Below are 17,076 nucleotides of genomic sequence, written 5' to 3'. Positions count from 1 at the left end.
AGCCTGCGCACATATCATTGAGGGATCTCCCGATGCGCCTTGGCCTTTTTCTACTCTGTCTGTCCGCCGCCGCCCCCGCATGGGCGCGTGACCCTGTTCTGTCGGTGCCACTCAACTGCACATTGGGCATGGATTGCTATATCCAAAACTACGTCGATGCCGATCCAGGCGCGGGCGCTGCGGATTTCACCTGTGGCACATTATCCTATGACGGACACACAGGCACCGATTTCGCCCTGCCCACGATCAAAGACATGTGGAACGGCATCGAGGTTTTGGCCGCGGCCCCCGGCACGGTCACGGCCACCCGCGACGGCATGGACGACCATCCGCAAGGTGTGGAAGGCGCGCCGGATGTGAGCGGAAAAGAATGCGGTAACGGCGTTGTCGTCGATCATGGTGGCGGTTGGAACACGCAATATTGCCACATGATGAACGGATCTATTCAGGTGGAAAAAGGCCAACGTGTGACCGCCGCAACCGTCTTGGGCACAGTCGGTCTGTCTGGCCAAACCCAATTCCCCCATGTCCATCTGGCCGTGCGCCACAACGGCACCGTCATCGACCCCTTCAACCCGGACGGCGTGATTTCCTGCGGAATAGAGGCGATTTCGAACGGCACATTGTGGAACGAAGACATGCGCTATGTGCCGGGCGGATTGCTGGCCATCGGGGTCAGCCCCGAAATGCCGGAGTATGAAAGCGTCAAAGCGGGCACGGCCGGTACAGGCCAGTTTTCCACATCCGACCCGGCCTTGGTGGTGTTTGGCCTTGCCTATGGCGGTTTGGCGGGCGACATCATGCGCCTGTCCATTTCAGGCCCCGAAGGCGAAATTGTCGGCTATGACGCCCCTGTAGAGAAGACCCAAGCTCAATTGTTTCGTGGGGCGGGCAAACGCTCCCCCGGCGCATGGCAACCGGGCGGATACCGCGCCTCGGTGCAGCTCATTCGCAACGGCCACACCCTTGACGAACGCCAATTCGACTTCACCGTCATCGAATGATCACCGTTACTTTTCGGTGAGTTTCAACTCAATTCGCCGGTTTTGCGCCAAAGCCTCGGGGCTATTGCCCGTCGCAATCGGTTGGAATTCGCCAAAGCCAGCCGCGACCAAGCGGGACGGCGGGAACCCCAATTCCTGCGACATGTAGCGCACCACGGAGAGCGCTCGCGCCTGTGACAACTCCCAGTTGTCGGCATATTCCCCGGTGCCTGAAAGCGGCGTTTTGTCGGTATGCCCGTCAACGCGAATGACCCAATCAATCTCTGGCGGAATGTCGGCGGCGACCTCTGAGAGGGTGCGGGCGACACGGGCGATCTGGGCTTTGCCTTTTGGTCCAAGGTCGGCAGAGGCCGGTTCAAACAGCACCTCTGAGCTGAACACAAAGCGATCGCCAACGATCTTGACCCCTTCGCGGTCCCCAAGGATTTCGCGCAGCCGCCCAAAGAATTCAGAGCGGTAATTTTCCAACTTCTTCGCCTCTTGCTCCAACCGCTTACGCTCGGCCTCCTCCAAGGCGGCGCGGCGTTTTTCTTCGGCGGCAACCTGTGCCAAGGCGGAATTGAGACGCGTGGTCAGGCTATCGACCTGCACCTGATTTTGCGCATCTTCTGCCGTGCGCATATCAAGCGTCGATTGCAGCGAGGACAGTTGCTTGCGCATCTCGGCGATTTGCGCGTTCAAAAGCGCCACTTTGCGGGCTTCCTCCGCGGTCTTCGCCTCCTCATTGGCAAGCGCCTTTTGCGCCAGAGCCAAAAGCGCCGCCTGTTTATCCGTGTCGCTCACCTGTGTATCGAGTTCGACTTTGAGCTGATCGCGCGCGGTCTCGGCGGCGGCCAAAAGGGTTAGTGTTTCCTCGGCATCACGGCGCACCTCTTCGAGCGCCAGCGTCATCGCCGTCATCTCATCTTGCGAAGCTGCCATCCGATCCTGCAAGGCCTTGAGCGCCGCCGCATCCGCCAAACGTGCCTGTTCGGCCTCCGTCATCTGCGTCTCAGCCGCCTCTGCCTTGGCCACGGCCTCGCCCAGCGCCGCCTCGCGATCTGCCGCTTCCGCCTTCAATTGTGCCACCAAAGCATCCAAAGCTTCGCGCCGCGCGGCGGCCAAACGCGCCTGTTCCATAGCGGCGTCGATCTCTTTGCGCGATTGCGCCAATGCCAGTTGCGCCGCCTCTTGTTCGGAAATCAATGTGGCTTTCGCCGCCTCCAAATCCTCAATCTGCGCGGCCAATTGTGCGCCTTTCGTCAGCGCCGCATCGCGTTCGGTCAACAGGCTTGCGACCTGCGCTTCAAAGGAGGCAATCCGCGCCGCTTGCGCGCTGGTGGTGGCTTCAAGGCCTGCAATGGTATTGGCTTGCGCCTCCGCCGTGGCCCGCGCTTCAGACAGGGTCGCGCGCAGCGTGCCGATTTGGTCTTCCAATCCAGTGCTTTTTTGCTGTTCCAAGCCCAAAGCATTGGCCAAGGCCGTGACCTCGGATGTCAACGCGTCCAATTCGGTGGCTTGGCCTGAAATCTCGTCGCGCAGCATGGATTGCACGACCATGAAGATCGTCAAAACGAACATCAGCACCAGCAAAAGCGCGGTCATCGCGTCAACAAAGCCGGGCCAAATCGACCCCGACATGCGATGGGAGGACCGGCGTAACCCTGCCATTCTACTGTCCCTGTTCGCCGAGCGCGCGCAGGGTGCGGGTCAAATTGGCAATCTCGCCACGCAGTTCGGCAAGGCTTTCTTGACGTCCCGCCGAGAGTTCTTCGAGGATGCGCAACAGTTGCACATCAATCGAGCGCAGGCGCATCCGGCTTTCGGCGTCAAAGGTTTCGTCACCCGCCTCGCGGCTTGAAAGCGCGTCAATCAGGCGTTCTTGGCCCTCCGCCACGCGCATCAGCATTTTGTCGGTCGGCGTTTCGGCCCCCATGCGCGTGACCATTTGGTTCACGGCCCCGGCCAAGTCGCCCAACCGCGCCTCAAGGGCAGCACGCGATCCATCCGCGCGAACGAACAGATCTTGCAGCGCCTCCATCTGTTGACTCATGTGATCCAAAACCACCGCCGCGCCGGACATGTCGCTGCCCTCACCGTCAGAGGCGGAAAAGCCGATGCGAGTGATGGTCGAGAGCCATTCTTCCAACTCGCGGAAGAACCGATTTTGTCCATGCGAGGCAAAGAGTTCAAGCATCCCAACCACAAGTGAGCCGGCAAGCCCCAAAAGCGAAGAGGCAAAGGCCGTACCCATGCCGCCCAACTGGCCCTCAAGCCCGCCCATCAATTTGGTCAAGACGTCGGTCGCATCCTCACCCTCTTTCGGCGTGAGCGAACGAATGGTGTCGACAAGCGCCGGAACCGTGGTGGCAAGGCCATAAAACGTCCCGAGAAGGCCAAGGAATATCAGAAGGTTGGCGATATAACGCGTGATGTCGCGCGCCTCGTCAATCCGGGTTGCCACGGAATCAAGGATCGAGCGCGCCGACGTGGACGAGATTTGCGTGCGCGCGGTGCGATCGCGCAAAAGCGCGGCCAAAGGTGCCAAAAGACGTGGCGCATGCTTGCCCGGCACATTCGGACGCTGACCGGAAAACCGTTCGATCCAATTGACAGAGGCCACCAGTTGCACCACTTGCCAGAAACAGGCGAAAATACCGATGACAAAGACAAAGGCGATGAACCCATTGAGGTAGAGATTGGCAAAAAACACCGGGCCGACCCGCGGCAGCGCCATATAAAACCCAAAGCCCACCAGACCGAGCACGATGATCATCATGGTGATCTGACGTACGGGTTGGGAGAAAAAATTTTGCTTGGCTGCGCGCGGAAGCCTTTGATCCGGTTGGCCCATTGACCTTGTCCTGACCTGTCATTGCCTGTCAGGGTCACGATAGGCGAGGAACCACGATGTGCCAACACGCAATCGCGTGTGTGGGCTATGCGTTTGGAATTTGGCGCACCATTTCGGCCAATTGTGTCAGGTCTGCATCCTCCATACCCAGTTCGGCCAGATGCCGCGCGGTGTTGAACAGGTATTCCGAGTTCGGCCCCCGTCCACCTGTGGCGCGCGCAATGATCTCTGCTTGACGTGCAAGGGAGAGAGGCCCGGTGTATTGGACATGATCGGGATCGACGACATAGGCCAGCGAAGAGACCTCACGCCCATCCGAGAGGGTTAACATCACCCGGCGCTCCAGATAGGCCGAGGACACCAATTCGCGCTCACGCAGATAGGCAAGCGTGGTGGCGGCATGGTCGCGACTGACATGAAAGGCCAAGCCGCGGCAGGAAGCGCGCTCCTCCAGATCCAGCGCCAAAACCAGACCCGGCTCCTCAGGCGTGCCCCGATGATGAATGGACCACATGCAAAAGCTGCGCGCATAACCAACAAGGATCGCAGGCACACGTTCCGCAAAAGCAAAACCCGGGTTCCACATCAATGAGCCATAGCCAAAGACCCAAAACCCCTCTTGGTTCAAATCGTGATCCAACGTTATCCTGCTTTCCATTCTAAGGTCTTTTCGACGCTCCCCCGGCCCGTTAAACACGGGCTGAAACGGAATGAAAAGCCTTTGGCTCAGGTTGACCTGAGCGGGCCGCGAAAGGGCAACACATGCGCAAACTCATCTGGCTCGTCGTGATCGCGGGGCTGGCCTATACCGGCTATTGGTTCATCGGTGCAAAGAGCACGGAAAAGGCGATTGCGGGATGGGCGTCCGCGCGCGCCTCTGAGGGCTGGCAGGCCGAATATAGCGGCATCGACACCCATGGGTTTCCGCTGCGCTTCGACACCACGATCACCAAGCCGCGCTTTGCCGACCCGCGCACCGGCGTGGCCTTTTCGACCCCGCAGTTTGACATCCTGAGCCAAAGCCACCGCCCGACCCGCATCCGCGCGCAGGTCGCCCCCACGGCCACATTGGCCACGCCGCTGCAACGGATGGAGATCACACAAGACAGAGCCGAGGCGGAATTGTTTGTCGAACCGGGTCCAAGCCTGACCTTGGATCATGCCTCCGCCGTGCTCAACGGCTTTTCCGTGACATCGAATCTGGGCTGGGGCGTGACGCTTGAAACCGGGAATTTCAACACCCAGCGCGATATTTCCGATCCGTTCAAACATGATATTCATTTAGCGGTTCAGGGGCTGACCCCGTCTCAAGGCCTGATGGCCTCGCTCGATCCACAGGGGCTTTTGTCGCATCAATTCGAGCAGCTTGAGCTGCGTATGACAACCACATTCAACGGGCCATGGGACATTCACGCCCTCGAAGGCCCGCGCCCGCAGCCGACCCATATTGACCTGACCAATCTCTCGGCCAAATGGGGCAAACTGGATTTGCGCATGACCGGGGCTTTTGATGTGGATGGGCGTGGCTATCCCATGGGCACAGTCGCGATCAAAGCGGTGAATTGGCGCGAGATGATCGAAATTGCCATATCAACGGGCATGATCCCGCAGAATATGAGCAATCTTGCATTGCGCGCAGGCGAGATGCTGGCCGGAATGTCAGGGCGCAAAGACACGATTGATGCCGAACTGACGCTGAAAGACGGGATGATCACGTTGGGCTTTATTCCGCTGGGCCCTGCCCCGCGCGTGGTGATCCGGTAAATGTCAGCGGCAATAACTTCCGGCGCGATAGCGCGCCGTGTCGAAATGGAAGTGATCGCGGTGATGGCGGTCTGACTCGGGGCCCAAGACGGTGCCAAACGGACCACAGGCCGAACTGTGCAGCTTGCGCAACAGCTTTCCGTCAACCCGCTGATCCCAGCCGGTGAGCACGCTCAAAGATTTGCCGTTGCGCAACGTAAGAGCCGAAATGTCGATGGCGTGGCCCTTGGCATGTTCTGAAATTTTCGCACCGCTTTGATTGTTGCGGGGTCGACACACATAGCTGGCTGCAATTTTTAACTCTGCAAGCCCGCCGCCAAGCCGTCCGATGGTCGGTTTCGCGCCGGTCTCAATCCAAGTTCGAAGCGTTTTGGCGGTCGTGCAATCGACAATCGCCGGTGTAGACAGGCGCACGCCCGCGACCTCGGTGATCTCAACAGGCTCGGAAATGCCGCAGCCTGCCTTGCCGCGGACCGCACTGATCGTTCGGCCTCGGATGTCGCTCCATCCACAGACCGAGCCCTTTTTGCCATAGCTCACCTGCGCCACCTGCCCGCTGGGAGGCCGCAGTTTCGGACGGGGCTTGGGGAGAGGTGAGACGAAATATGCCGAAGGAGAGGCCTCAGCTGTGACCGCAGCGACGGGAGCTAAAGGAGCGGTGGTTCCGGGACGAGGCAAGGGAATGGGTGACCGATCCATCTGCGCCCAGATCGGCCCGGCAACACAGGCCGAGATCAGCGCAAGCGTTATGCCGGCCCATGCCCTCATGTGCCTTTTTTGGCGCGTCCAAAATCCGGCGCATCCGTGTCCTGACCCGCCTCGATGATGCCGCGACGAATGGCGCGGGTGCGCGTGAAGTAATCGTGCAAATGATCGCCGTCGCCGGTGCGGATGGCGCGCTGAAGCGCAAACAATTCTTCGGTGAAGCGCCCGAGAATTTCCAGGGACGCTTCTTTGTTGGTCATAAACACATCGCGCCACATGGTCGGATCAGAGGCGGCGATCCGGGTGAAATCGCGAAAACCCGCTGCCGAGAATTTGATCACCTCTTGGTCCGTGACGCGGCGCAAATCATCGGCCACACCGACCATCGTATAGGCGATCAGGTGCGGCACATGACTGACCACGGCACAGACGATGTCGTGATGTTCCGGGTCCATCCGCTCGACGTTGGAGCCAAGCGCGCGCCAAAAGCGTTCAAGCTTTTCAACCTCAGCCTCATCCGCGCCCTCGGGCGGCACAATCAGACACCAGCGGTTGTCAAACAGTTCCGCAAAGCCCGAGCGCGGCCCTGAATGTTCGGTCCCAGCCATCGGGTGCGTGCCGATGAAATGCACGCCCTCGGGCGTGTGCGGCAGTACAGCCTCCAGCACGGATTTTTTCACCGAGCCCACATCGGTGACCACCGCGCCGGGCTTCAACACATGTTCAATCTCGGCCATCACCGCACCCATCGCCCCCACCGGCACGGCCAGCACGATCAGATCGGCGTCTTTCACCGCCTCAATGGGACTGTCACAGACCCGGTCAACCAGATGGATCTCGGCGGCGGTGTTGCGGGTGGCCTGCGAGCGAGCAAAGCCGGTGATCTCGCCCGCCACGCCCGCACGGCGCATCGCCAAGGACATCGACCCCGCAATCAGGCCCAGCCCGATCAGGGCGACCCGGTTATAAAGGACCGTGCTCACTTTTTCTGTTCCCGAAACTGGCCAATGACGTGGGCGACCCGACGACAAGACGCTTCGTCCCCCACGGTGATGCGCAAACAATTTGGCAAGCCATAGCCCGCCACCCGGCGCACGATGATGCCGTTTTGTTTGAGGAAGTCATCACAGGCCTCGGCCTCGGCCTGATCCAGAAACCGCGCGAGGATGAAGTTGGCGCAGGATGTGTCTGAGGGCACGCCCAGTTCCATCAACGCCTCGGCCAACCACGCCCGCAAACGGGTGTTGTCGTCGCGGCATTTTTCGACCCAATCGCGGTCTTTCACGGCGGCTTCTGCGGCGGCCAATTGCGGCTCGGACAGGTTAAACGGTCCGCGCACCCGGTTCAGCACATCGATGATGTCTTTCGGGCCATAGCCCCAGCCGATGCGTACACCGCCAAGACCATAAATCTTGGAGAATGTCCGGGTCATCACCACATTGTCGCGCGACTCAACAAGGGCGGCGCCGCCATCAAAGCCTTCGACAAATTCGGCATAGGCCCCATCCAGCACCAAAATCGTCTGGCTCGGCAGGTTGGCGGCAAGGCGGGCAATATCGCGTTGGCCGATCATCGTACCGGTCGGGTTGGCCGGGTTGGCGATGAACACCAATTTGGTGATCTCATTGCACGCCGCCAGAATGGCATCGACATCCACCACGCGTTCGCGTTCGGCCACACAAACCGGGGTCGCCCCCGCTGCCAGCGCCGAGATTTTATACATTGAGAACCCGTGTTCGGTATAAATCACCTCATCGCCCACGCCCGCATAGGCTTGGCACAAAAAGGTGATGACCTCATCCGAACCGACGCCGCAAATGATGCGTTCCGGATCAAGCCCATGCACATCGCCAATCGCTTTGCGCAAAGAAAAGTGATCGGTATTGGGATAACGATGCAGCGTGTGCGCAGCTTTGGCAAAGGCTGCCTTCGCACTTTCTGGCGCGCCGAACGGGTTTTCGTTCGACGACAGCTTGATCACATTCTCTACGCCGGCCACATGGCTTGTCCCGCTCTGATAGAGCGTGATGTCAAGGATGCCGGGCTGCGGTTCGATCAAACGGGTCATAGGTCCACTCGCTTTGAATTACCTGCCTCTCTTAGCGCCGCTTTTCGGCTAAGGCCAGACAGATGAGCACCCAAGGCTGTGCTGTTGCTCACACGCGTCGGTTTTCGCACACAGCGGACAGGCACTCCGCCGCATGTCGGATGTGCCTGTCTGAATTTATGGCCTCCGCATACATACAAAAGTCAGTTATATATGCAAAAGACCGCCCCGAAGGGCGGTCTTTCAAAGTCTTTCGTCAATCGGCTCAGATTAGTTCTGAGCGTAGAATTCGATGACGAGGTTCGGTTCCATCTGAACAGCGAACGGCACATCGGACAGGCCCGGACGACGCACGAAGGTCGCGGACATTTTGTGGTGATCTGCTTCGATGTAATCCGGCACGTCGCGCTCAGCCAACTGGGTGGCTTCGAGAACAACTGCGAGCTGTTTGGACCGATCACGCACTTCGATCACGTCACCCTCTTTCACGCGGTAGGAGGGGATGTTCACGCGCTGGCCGTTCACGGTCACATGGCCGTGGTTCACGAACTGGCGGGCTGCGAACACGGTTGCGACAAATTTCGCACGGTAGACAACGGCGTCGAGGCGGGATTCGAGCAAACCGATGAGGTTTTCGCCGGTATCGCCTTTCATCCGCTCAGCGTCCGCAAAGATGCGACGGAATTGTTTTTCGGTCAGGTCACCGTAGTGGCCTTTGAGTTTTTGCTTGGCGCGCAGCTGCAGGCCGAAGTCGGACAATTTGCCCTTACGACGCTGACCGTGCTGGCCGGGGCCATACTCACGACGGTTGACCGGGGACTTCGGGCGGCCCCAGATGTTTTCGCCCATGCGGCGATCGAGTTTGTACTTGGCAGACGTGCGTTTGGTCACGATCTGGATCCTTTCAGGTTATAATGAAAGGTGCTGTCCTTTGCGTCCACGAACTGTCCGCATTGGGCGGAGTTATCGTTTCGGCCGACAGGCATCCCCTTGCGAGGGCCGCCAACACCAAATAGAGCACCGGCGCACATCTCTGCACACCGGATGGCGGGCTTATACAGGCGGGGCTTGCGGAGTCAAGCGATCCCCGCGCAATTCACGCCAATACGCAAAAATCACGCCACATTATGCATCATGATCGCTGCTTCTGCCGCCGACAGCGTGCGACGGGCCACAGGACCATAGGCTTCGGCCTGCTCGGCAAGATGCGGAAACCGCTCCAACAACCGCTTGCGTTGATCTTCGCCAATCTCACGCAATCCGGCAAAGCCTGGATGAAAACTCTCGGTCTCCAACCCGTTGGCGATGATCACCTGATGGGCGTCAAACAGAAGATGAATATAATGGACCTCGCGCAGTGTCCGTTCGATGACAATGGAGCGGTCATTGACCAAGTCCTTGGCCGCGACCAAAACCTCATCGGCATTGAATAAGTCACGCGCCGCCGCGCCGCGCACCACCATCCGGTGTTGCGGTGACACGATCAAATCCTCGTCCGGCTGCCCCATGCCCAAAGCATCGGCTTTCAACCGGATCGGACGCAAATGCGGCATCGCGTAAAGCCGCGCCCCCGAAATCCGCCGTCCTCCAATCCAACGCAGAGCCTGAACGCCATTGTCTTTGGTCTGAACCAGATCGCCTTCGCGCAGGGTTTCAACCGCGCGCGGACCATCCGGCGTCAGAATATCTGTGCCTTGAGCAAAACAAATCACCGCGCCCGGCTGATGTTCCTCAGCCTCGCGCGCGCCTGCGATATGGGTGGACACCACCCAAAGATCGGTGTCCTTTTGCGGTATTTCGCCCAAGAACATCAAAAGCGGCGCACCCAATTCGGCGCTGTCAATCAGGGTGATCTCATAGCGCTTGAGGCCATCGGTGACGTCAAACCCGCCATCGAAAAGCCGCTCTCTCATGTCAGTTTCATGGTAAATGGGAGCCCCCGCCAGCGCGGACCCGATCAAACGACGCACAGATTGCGCCGCGCGTTGATGTAATTCGGCGCGCCCGATTGCGCCGTCTAGGACGTAGACATCGCGTGCGCCATCGACGCACACCGCATCCCCCGACCAGCGCCATGAGGCCCCGACCCTGAGTGCGGAAAGAGGCGCATTGGTGAGGCCATCGACCTCCCCTTGCGCCCACGCGATGACAAACGTGCCGGAAAAGCCCGTTCTCATTGCCTGTATGCCTGCCAAGTTTTTTATTTTATTGGCGTCACGCTAACACAGGCGATTCGTGCTGTTAACCTTTTTCTGGTCCTATTCTCGCATCTTGAAAATCAAACAGGACCGGCAGGTCCGGCCAGACCTGTCCTTTTGTTTTAAACTGCCTGATCAAACGAAAGTCTAAGCTGTCGCTGGTGCGCCTAGGACCACTGCCCCCTCGGTGCCGGTCGCCGTGGCTCTGCACGATTCTGGAGGCCTGCCTCATCCTCACTCTTTGGTTACGTTGAGACAGGCATATGTAACTACGACCGGAATACAGATCCACGGACTTTTACGACCAATCCCGCGCACTGTCCCCGTTTCTGGCACCGGGCACCGATACTTCAACCGACACTATCGAATGTGACCCAGCCCCATGCCTAACCTCTAAACCATTGACACCCTGAGTGAAGAATTTTCACAAGTTGGCTTATGTAATGGTTTTCACAACAAATGAAAACCATTACATTTTGATTCGCACGACTCCGCGGAGGGGGTCGCAGCATTCTTGGGAGGATACCTATGACTTACAAATCGACCACCCTTGTGGCCGTTGTCGCCGCGCTTTGCGCCACAACCGCCCTCGCGCAGAACCGCGCTGTCTCGGACCTGCCGATCGCAATCCAGATGTATACGCTGCGCGATCATGGCACCCTTGAGGAGCAACTCGCCGCCGTCGAGGCCGCGGGCATCACCGCCGTCGAGACCGTGGGCTTTCAGAATCTGCCCGCCGACGCACTGAAGGCGCTGCTCGACACGCACGGGATCACCGCAATCTCGACCCACGCCCAACTTGCCGATCTGCGCGATAACCTCGACGAGGTCATGGCCTTCAACGAAACGCTCGGCAACAGCTATCTCACCGTGCCCTATCTCGCCGAAGACATGCGCCCCACCGACGTCGCGGGATGGACCGCACTCGGCGAAGAGCTGAAACAGATTGCCAACGAGATCGCCGACGACGGCATGACGCTCGCCTATCACAATCATGATTTCGAGATGGTTGAGTACGATGGGCGCACCGCGCTGGAGATCATGATGGAGGCTGCAGGTCCTGAGGTTATGGCCGAGATTGATCTGGCGTGGGTTGATCGTGGCGGGCTTGATCCTGCGGAATACCTCAGGCGCTTCGACGGGCGCGTCTTCGCCGTGCACGTCAAGGACAACGCCCCCGAGGGCGAGAACACAGACCAGCGCGGCTTTGCCATTCCGGGTCAGGGTACACTCGACTGGGCGTCAATCCTGCAAGCCGCAGAGGATGCCGGAGTCCACTGGTACATCATCGAACATGACCTGCCCGTGGATGCGGCGGCGGTGGCAACTGAGGGCGCAGACTTTCTCGTCGAAATGCTGCCCGAGAGCGCGACACGCTAACACCATCAGCCGGAAAAACGTAAAGGGCCGCAGTCCCCTGCGGCCCTTTTTCATGTCGCATCCCCAGGATCAGATCGGACGCAGCCAGATGTTGCGGTAACTCACCTCCGAGTTGTGATCCTGCAGGAAGATCGGCGCACAGCCATGCGCCTTATAGCTGGGCGCACCGATCCAGACCGTGGGTCCCTGAATCTGGGCATGGTTCTGCACAACAACGCCGTTCTGCAACACCGTCACATAGGCCGGACGGCGCAGTGCGCCATGTTCGGAGAAAATCGGCGCCTCGAAGAGAATATCGTAACTTTGCCATTCCCCCGGTGCGCGTGAGGCGTTCACCAGCGGCGGATGCTGTTTGTAAACCGACCCCGCCTGCCCGTTGGCGTAGGTCGCATTGTCGGAGCTGTCGAGAACCTGAATCTCGTACCGCTCCTGCAGGAAAATACCGCTGTTGCCGCGATCCTGCCCGTCAAAGCCTTCGGTTTCGGCGGGCACGCGCCATTCCACATGCAGCTGTACGTCGCAGAACGCCTCTTTCGTGCGAATGCCGCCCGACCCCGAAGCGACAGTCATCGCGCCGTCCTCAAGGCTCCAGCCAATCGTACCGCCCTGCTCAGCCTCCCAAGCGTCGAAGCCGGTGCCGTCGAATAGCACCACCGCATCCGAGGGCGGTTGCCCTTCGGTGGTCGCGACGCTGCGCGGCACCGGCTCCCATATTTCGGTCACTTCCGATTGCGCCTTGCGGTTCATCTCCTGCGCCGCCACTGGAGCGGCCATCAGTACCGGGGCCAACAGAAACACCGCAGCCATACGATAATCCATCATCTTTCGTTTCTCCTCATACGGGGGGGGAGGCCGGGGCGCGCGCATGGCGCCCCGGCACGTCGATCATGTGGCCCAGGCCGGGCCACCGTCATAGTCGAGATCACCGATGTATTCGCCAGGCACCGGCTCGTAGCGCAGTACCTCGTTCGCCCCGAGTTCCGAGGTAAAAAAGCCGAAGAGCGTCAACTGATGGATCGGCGTGAACCAGTGCGGTGTTGCGCCCTTTTCCGTCTCGATCCGTGCAAGCCGCGCGATGTCCTCAATCATCGCAGTCTTTTCCGATACCGAAAGCGCATCGAATGGTTTGCCGTAAACATCCTCGCTCCAGCCGCGCAGCGTGGCGAGACTCTCGCCGAAACGCTCCTGTTGTGCGGCGGTGTAGCAGTCGCTGACATAAACGGTCATGAAGCCCCCCACATCGGCGGCACGCGCGCCGGGCGTGTCCGTCTCAGGCAGGATCACCTCGGCCACGTCGTTGAGAAACGCGGCATCCTCGGGGGAAAAGAGGTTTTCGCCAATCGAGGTTTCGTCATAGGCGCGCGCCGCAGGTGCACCGATCAACGCGGTCCCTGTGGCGGCAGCGATAAAGGCAAGTAGGTCGCGACGGTTCATCACAGATCTCCAGATTTGAGGCTCTCAACCGCGTGGGCCGCAGCCCGCGCTGTCAGCGCCATGTAGGTAAGCGAGGGATTGACGCAGCTGGACGACGTCATGCAACTGCCGTCGGTGACATAGACATTAGGCGCATCCCAAACCTGATTGTGCTGGTTCAGCACCGAAGTCGCGGGATCGCGCCCCATGCGAGCTGTGCCCATTTCGTGGATGCCCATACCGGGGGCGTAGTCGCTTTCCGTTGGCTTCACGTCGACGAGGCCTGCGGCTTCGAACATCTCCACCGCATCCTGCTGCATGTCGACGCGCATTTTCTTTTCATTCTCGCCAAGCTCAACGCTGATCGCCAGGACCGGCAGACCCCATTTGTCGGTCACCGTGCTATCGAGCGCGATACGGTTGGCGTGATCGGGCAGCATTTCGCCAAAGCCGGTCATACCGATACGCCAGTCGCCGGGTTTCGACAGCGCCTCCTTGAGGTCCTTACCGATGTTCAGCTCGGCGATCTCGCGTTTCCAACCCTGACGGCTGGCCGAGCCCTGATAGCCAAAGCCGCGCAGGTAGTCGCGCGGCGCGCCCTCGACGTTGCGGAAGCGCGGTATGTAGAACCCCGCTGGGCGACGGCCGAAGTAGTACTTGTCATCATACCCCTCGACACGGCCCTCTGCCCCGACGCGGAAATGGTGATCCATAACGTTGTGCCCAAGCTCGCCCGAGGACGAGCCAAGACCTCCCTCCCAGACATCGGTGGCCGAGTTCATCAACACCCATGTGGAATTGAAGGTCGAAGCGTTGAGGAAGATCACGTCGGCGGTGTATTCGTAGGTCTGCCCGGTCTCGGCGTCAATGACCTCGACCCCGGTGGCACGCTTGCGGTCCCGGTCATACATCACCTGTCGGACGATGGAGAAGGGCCGGAGCGTCAGATTGCCTGTCGCCACCGCCACCGGGAGTGTCGCCGACTGGGTGGAGAAATAGGCCCCATAAGGGCAGCCCAACCAGCACTTGTTGCGATACTGACAATTCAGCCGGTTCTGTTCCGGTTTGGGTTCGGTGATGTTGGCGACGCGGGCGTTGATCAGATGGCGCTTGCCGCCAAAGGCCTTTTGCAACCGGGCCGCCACGTCCTTCTCGACGATATTAAGCGGGATCGGTGGCAGGAACTCACCATCGGGCAGAATATCAAGCCCGTTGCGCGCCCCGGAAATTCCGGCGAAGCGCTCAACATGGTCGTACCACGGCGCGATATCGGCGTAGCGGATCGGCCAATCAACCGCGACGCCCTCCTTGGCGTTGGCCTCGAAATCCGTATCCGACCAGCGGTAGCTCTGACGCCCCCAGAGCAGCGAGCGCCCCCCCACGTGGTAGCCCCGGAACCAGTCAAAGCGCTTGTGCTCGACATAGGGGTTGTCCTGTTCGTCGGCCCACATGCCGTTGGTGGGCTCGTTGAGCGGGTAGTCACGCTGCAGCACCGGATGCTTGCGTTTCATCTCTGTCGTCGGGCTGCCGCGGTGCGGGTAGTCCCACGCTTCCTTGTCGGCATTCACGTAATCGGTCAGGTGCTCGATGTTGCGCCCGCGTTCGAGCATGAGTACCTTGAGTCCGCGCTCGGTCAGTTCCTTGGCGGCCCATCCTCCGCTGATCCCTGATCCGACGACGATCGCGTCGTAGTGCATGTTGTCTGCCATCTGGCTTTCCTCCTCCTGATGAAAATGCTGGCGGTTAGACGTCACAGGTCGCGACGGCGGCGCGCAGCGCCTCCGCGGCCGCGGCCGGTGTTTTGTTGCTGGGCACGAACTCCTGTGCGATCCAGCCGTCAAAGCCGGTGTCGCGGATCGCCCGACAGATCGCCGGGTAATTCAGTTCCTGATTGTCGTCGGGCTCGTGGCGGCCCGGATTCCCAGCGGTGTGATAATGACCAAAGCAGTCGTGGTGCTCAGTGATCCGGCGGATCACGTCGCCCTCCATGATCTGCATGTGATAAATGTCATAGAGCAGCTTGAAGTTTTCGGACCCCAACCGCTGGCAAAGCGCGACGCCCCATGCGGTGGTGTCACAGAGATAGTCGGGGTGGTTCACCCGCGAGTTCAGCAGTTCCATATGCAGCACCACGCCACGCGCCTCGGCGGCACCGATGATGCGCTTTAGCCCGCTCGCGCAGGCGGCGAGCCCCGCTTCGGGGTCCATGCCACGGCGGTTGCCGCTGAACAGGATGAGATTGCGGTAACCGGCGTCGGCCACAAGATTGATGTGGCGCAGGTAGCGCCCGATCAGTGCATCGTGGTTGGCAGATTCCGCCCAGCCGTCCTCAAGCCCAAGTTCGGCACCATTGCACATCGAGCTGTCGAGCCCATGCGCCTTTAGTATCGGCCAGTCGTCCGGCCCGCAGAGATCCACAGCACCGATGCCGATGTCGCGGCAAAGCGCACAGAGCGCGTCGAGCGACAGGAATCCGTAGGTCCAGCGCGCAACGGAATGACGAATGTTGCCTTTGAGCGGTGCAGCGGTGGATTGAGCAACAGCCGGGGCAGAGAGCGCCCCGCTGGTGCCTGCGACCGCAAGCCCCTGCATCAGGGCACGGCGCGTGAGTCCTCGTTCTGACAGATCAGTCATGTCGTCCTCCTCGACAGCGACAGATAGAACCCGGCGGAAGTCCGCCGGAAACGGATGCGCGCGTGAAACCGATTACATTGATAGGCGCACTGCGCCTCGGATCACTATGTCAGCTCCGGCGCGCGGCGGGTGAGCGCGCGCCGGAGGAATTCGGATCAGTACGGGCTGTCTTCGAAGTAAAAGTCGTCAGCGTTATCGGGGGTGATGAGCTCGGAGGCGATGATGAAGTCGCCGCTCATGGGGCGTTGCCGACGATGCCCGCAGCCGTCATCTCGATGGCCGTCGAGATCATTGCGGGCGGATATGTGACGTTCACCGGCACGCTCTTGTCGCCGCTGCGGATACGGTCGACCATCTCCTTCATGCCAGCGCCGCCGACCACGAACATCTCGCCGGTGCGGCCCGCCTGTTCGATGGCTGCCAGCGCACCCACGGCCATGTCGTCATCGGCGGCCCAGACTGCGTCGATCTGCCCGAAGCGCGACAGCCAGTCCTGCATCAAAGTGAAGGCCGTGTCACGATTCCAATTGCCATGATCCATCGCCAGTACCTCAATACCAGCGCCGTCAATCGCGGCCTCGAATCCCGCCACACGCTCGTTGTCGACGGTTGACGGGATGCCGCGCATCACCACGACCTTGGCGCCTTCGTCGAGCGTCTCGGCAAAATACTCACCCGCAGTGCGCCCGAAGCTGTTGTTGTCGCCCGCCACATAGAGATTCTCGATGCCGTCCACGGCAAGGCCGCGGTCAACCACTGTGACCCAAGTGCCGCTGTCGGCGATACGCTGAATTGGACCGGTGAGGGGTTCGGATTCGAAGGGCAGCACCACAAGCGCGTCGATGCCGCGGGTGGCGACCATGTCCTCAAGATCCGAGACTTGCGTGGCGCTGTCGGGGGTGGTGGTCAACACGAAGTCGAGATCCGGGTAGACCTTTTCCAACCGCTCGACCGTACGTTCGGCGTGGAAATTCAACGCGCCCGCCCAACCGTGAGTGGCAGCGGGAATCGAGACGCCGATGGTCTCGGCCCCGGCTGCGGCGCTGAAGCCGGTGACGAGTGCGGTGGTTGCAATCAAAGTCTTTATCATCTGTAAGT

15 protein-coding genes and 1 pseudogene are annotated in these 17,076 nt (G+C 60.1%); 3 read left to right on the top strand and 13 right to left on the bottom strand.

Features of this window, described 5'->3' with window-relative positions:
- Positions 1-32: 32 nt before the first annotated feature.
- Complete coding sequence (locus C8029_RS21645) at positions 33-1,004, top strand: M23 family metallopeptidase (protein ID WP_009572967.1); 972 nt, start codon at positions 33-35, stop codon at positions 1,002-1,004.
- A 6-nt stretch (positions 1,005-1,010) separates the two neighbouring features.
- On the opposite strand, the gene C8029_RS21640 is transcribed toward C8029_RS21645, so the two are convergent.
- From C8029_RS21640 to C8029_RS21630, 3 genes are all read right to left on the bottom strand, one after another.
- Complete coding sequence (locus C8029_RS21640; protein WP_009572966.1) at positions 1,011-2,654, bottom strand: peptidoglycan -binding protein; 1,644 nt, start codon at positions 2,652-2,654, stop codon at positions 1,011-1,013.
- A gap of 1 nt (position 2,655) precedes the next feature.
- Positions 2,656-3,837, bottom strand: a complete 1,182-nt coding sequence (locus C8029_RS21635) for an AAA family ATPase (RefSeq protein ID WP_009572965.1) — start codon at positions 3,835-3,837, stop codon at positions 2,656-2,658.
- Between the two features lie 85 nt (positions 3,838-3,922).
- Entirely contained in the window at positions 3,923-4,495 is a 573-nt protein-coding gene (locus C8029_RS21630) for a gamma-glutamylcyclotransferase (RefSeq protein ID WP_009572964.1), read from the bottom strand.
- A 104-nt stretch (positions 4,496-4,599) separates the two neighbouring features.
- Between C8029_RS21630 and C8029_RS21625 the strand changes: the two genes are divergently transcribed.
- Positions 4,600-5,601: a DUF2125 domain-containing protein gene (locus C8029_RS21625; RefSeq protein WP_152003730.1), complete on the top strand. Its 1,002-nt coding sequence runs from the start codon at positions 4,600-4,602 to the stop codon at positions 5,599-5,601.
- 3 nt (positions 5,602-5,604) lie between these two features.
- Here C8029_RS21625 and C8029_RS21620 read toward each other — a convergent pair whose 3' ends face one another.
- From C8029_RS21620 to C8029_RS21600, 5 genes are all read right to left on the bottom strand, one after another.
- On the bottom strand, positions 5,605-6,141 hold the full coding sequence (locus tag C8029_RS21620) for an extensin-like domain-containing protein (protein WP_009572962.1): 537 nt from the start codon (positions 6,139-6,141) through the stop codon (positions 5,605-5,607).
- 224 nt (positions 6,142-6,365) lie between these two features.
- Positions 6,366-7,289, bottom strand: coding sequence for a prephenate/arogenate dehydrogenase family protein (locus tag C8029_RS21615; RefSeq protein WP_009572961.1), 924 nt, complete (start codon positions 7,287-7,289; stop codon positions 6,366-6,368).
- Entirely contained in the window at positions 7,286-8,374 is a 1,089-nt protein-coding gene (hisC, locus tag C8029_RS21610) for a histidinol-phosphate transaminase (protein WP_009572960.1), read from the bottom strand. Before hisC ends, C8029_RS21615 begins: the two co-directional genes overlap by 4 nt.
- A gap of 249 nt (positions 8,375-8,623) precedes the next feature.
- Entirely contained in the window at positions 8,624-9,244 is a 621-nt protein-coding gene (gene rpsD, locus C8029_RS21605) for a 30S ribosomal protein S4 (protein WP_009572959.1), read from the bottom strand.
- Positions 9,245-9,468: 224 nt separating this feature from the next.
- On the bottom strand, positions 9,469-10,530 hold the full coding sequence (locus C8029_RS21600) for a Hint domain-containing protein (protein WP_152003729.1): 1,062 nt from the start codon (positions 10,528-10,530) through the stop codon (positions 9,469-9,471).
- 549 nt (positions 10,531-11,079) lie between these two features.
- Here C8029_RS21600 and C8029_RS21595 point away from each other — a divergent pair.
- Positions 11,080-11,931, top strand: a complete 852-nt coding sequence (locus tag C8029_RS21595) for a sugar phosphate isomerase/epimerase family protein (protein ID WP_152003728.1) — start codon at positions 11,080-11,082, stop codon at positions 11,929-11,931.
- 69 nt (positions 11,932-12,000) lie between these two features.
- On the opposite strand, the gene C8029_RS21590 is transcribed toward C8029_RS21595, so the two are convergent.
- The 5 genes and pseudogenes from C8029_RS21590 to C8029_RS21570 form a co-directional block, all read right to left on the bottom strand.
- On the bottom strand, positions 12,001-12,753 hold the full coding sequence (locus C8029_RS21590) for a 3-keto-disaccharide hydrolase (protein ID WP_152003727.1): 753 nt from the start codon (positions 12,751-12,753) through the stop codon (positions 12,001-12,003).
- A gap of 63 nt (positions 12,754-12,816) precedes the next feature.
- The gene (locus tag C8029_RS21585) at positions 12,817-13,365 is read right to left on the bottom strand and encodes a gluconate 2-dehydrogenase subunit 3 family protein (protein WP_152003726.1); all 549 of its coding nucleotides are present in this window, start codon (positions 13,363-13,365) and stop codon (positions 12,817-12,819) included.
- Complete coding sequence (locus C8029_RS21580) at positions 13,365-15,053, bottom strand: GMC oxidoreductase (protein ID WP_152003725.1); 1,689 nt, start codon at positions 15,051-15,053, stop codon at positions 13,365-13,367. Before C8029_RS21580 ends, C8029_RS21585 begins: the two co-directional genes overlap by 1 nt.
- 34 nt (positions 15,054-15,087) lie before the next feature.
- Entirely contained in the window at positions 15,088-15,978 is an 891-nt protein-coding gene (locus tag C8029_RS21575) for a hydroxypyruvate isomerase family protein (protein WP_009572953.1), read from the bottom strand.
- 155 nt (positions 15,979-16,133) lie between these two features.
- Positions 16,134-17,068, bottom strand: a pseudogene (locus C8029_RS21570) (ABC transporter substrate-binding protein).
- Positions 17,069-17,076 lie beyond the last annotated feature (8 nt).

The sequence above is a fragment of the Roseobacter sp. TSBP12 genome (genome assembly GCF_009129705.1).
In the GTDB taxonomy this organism is placed as follows: domain Bacteria; phylum Pseudomonadota; class Alphaproteobacteria; order Rhodobacterales; family Rhodobacteraceae; genus Celeribacter; species Celeribacter baekdonensis_A.
This window is presented reverse-complemented; position numbering and strand designations above follow the sequence as displayed.

What these genes read in the sequence shown, in the direction of transcription:
- C8029_RS21635 (WP_009572965.1), bottom strand. Translation starts at nt 3,837, where the DNA reads ATGGGCCAACCGGATCAAAGGCTTCCGCGCGCAGCCAAGCAAAATTTT.
- C8029_RS21640 (WP_009572966.1), bottom strand. Translation starts at nt 2,654, where the DNA reads ATGGCAGGGTTACGCCGGTCCTCCCATCGCATGTCGGGGTCGATTTGG.
- C8029_RS21630 (WP_009572964.1), bottom strand. Translation starts at nt 4,495, where the DNA reads ATGGAAAGCAGGATAACGTTGGATCACGATTTGAACCAAGAGGGGTTT.
- C8029_RS21585 (WP_152003726.1), bottom strand. Translation starts at nt 13,365, where the DNA reads ATGAACCGTCGCGACCTACTTGCCTTTATCGCTGCCGCCACAGGGACC.
- C8029_RS21645 (WP_009572967.1), top strand. Translation starts at nt 33, where the DNA reads ATGCGCCTTGGCCTTTTTCTACTCTGTCTGTCCGCCGCCGCCCCCGCA.
- C8029_RS21600 (WP_152003729.1), bottom strand. Translation starts at nt 10,530, where the DNA reads ATGAGAACGGGCTTTTCCGGCACGTTTGTCATCGCGTGGGCGCAAGGG.
- C8029_RS21595 (WP_152003728.1), top strand. Translation starts at nt 11,080, where the DNA reads ATGACTTACAAATCGACCACCCTTGTGGCCGTTGTCGCCGCGCTTTGC.
- hisC (WP_009572960.1), bottom strand. Translation starts at nt 8,374, where the DNA reads ATGACCCGTTTGATCGAACCGCAGCCCGGCATCCTTGACATCACGCTC.
- C8029_RS21575 (WP_009572953.1), bottom strand. Translation starts at nt 15,978, where the DNA reads ATGACTGATCTGTCAGAACGAGGACTCACGCGCCGTGCCCTGATGCAG.
- C8029_RS21625 (WP_152003730.1), top strand. Translation starts at nt 4,600, where the DNA reads ATGCGCAAACTCATCTGGCTCGTCGTGATCGCGGGGCTGGCCTATACC.
- C8029_RS21590 (WP_152003727.1), bottom strand. Translation starts at nt 12,753, where the DNA reads ATGATGGATTATCGTATGGCTGCGGTGTTTCTGTTGGCCCCGGTACTG.
- C8029_RS21580 (WP_152003725.1), bottom strand. Translation starts at nt 15,053, where the DNA reads ATGGCAGACAACATGCACTACGACGCGATCGTCGTCGGATCAGGGATC.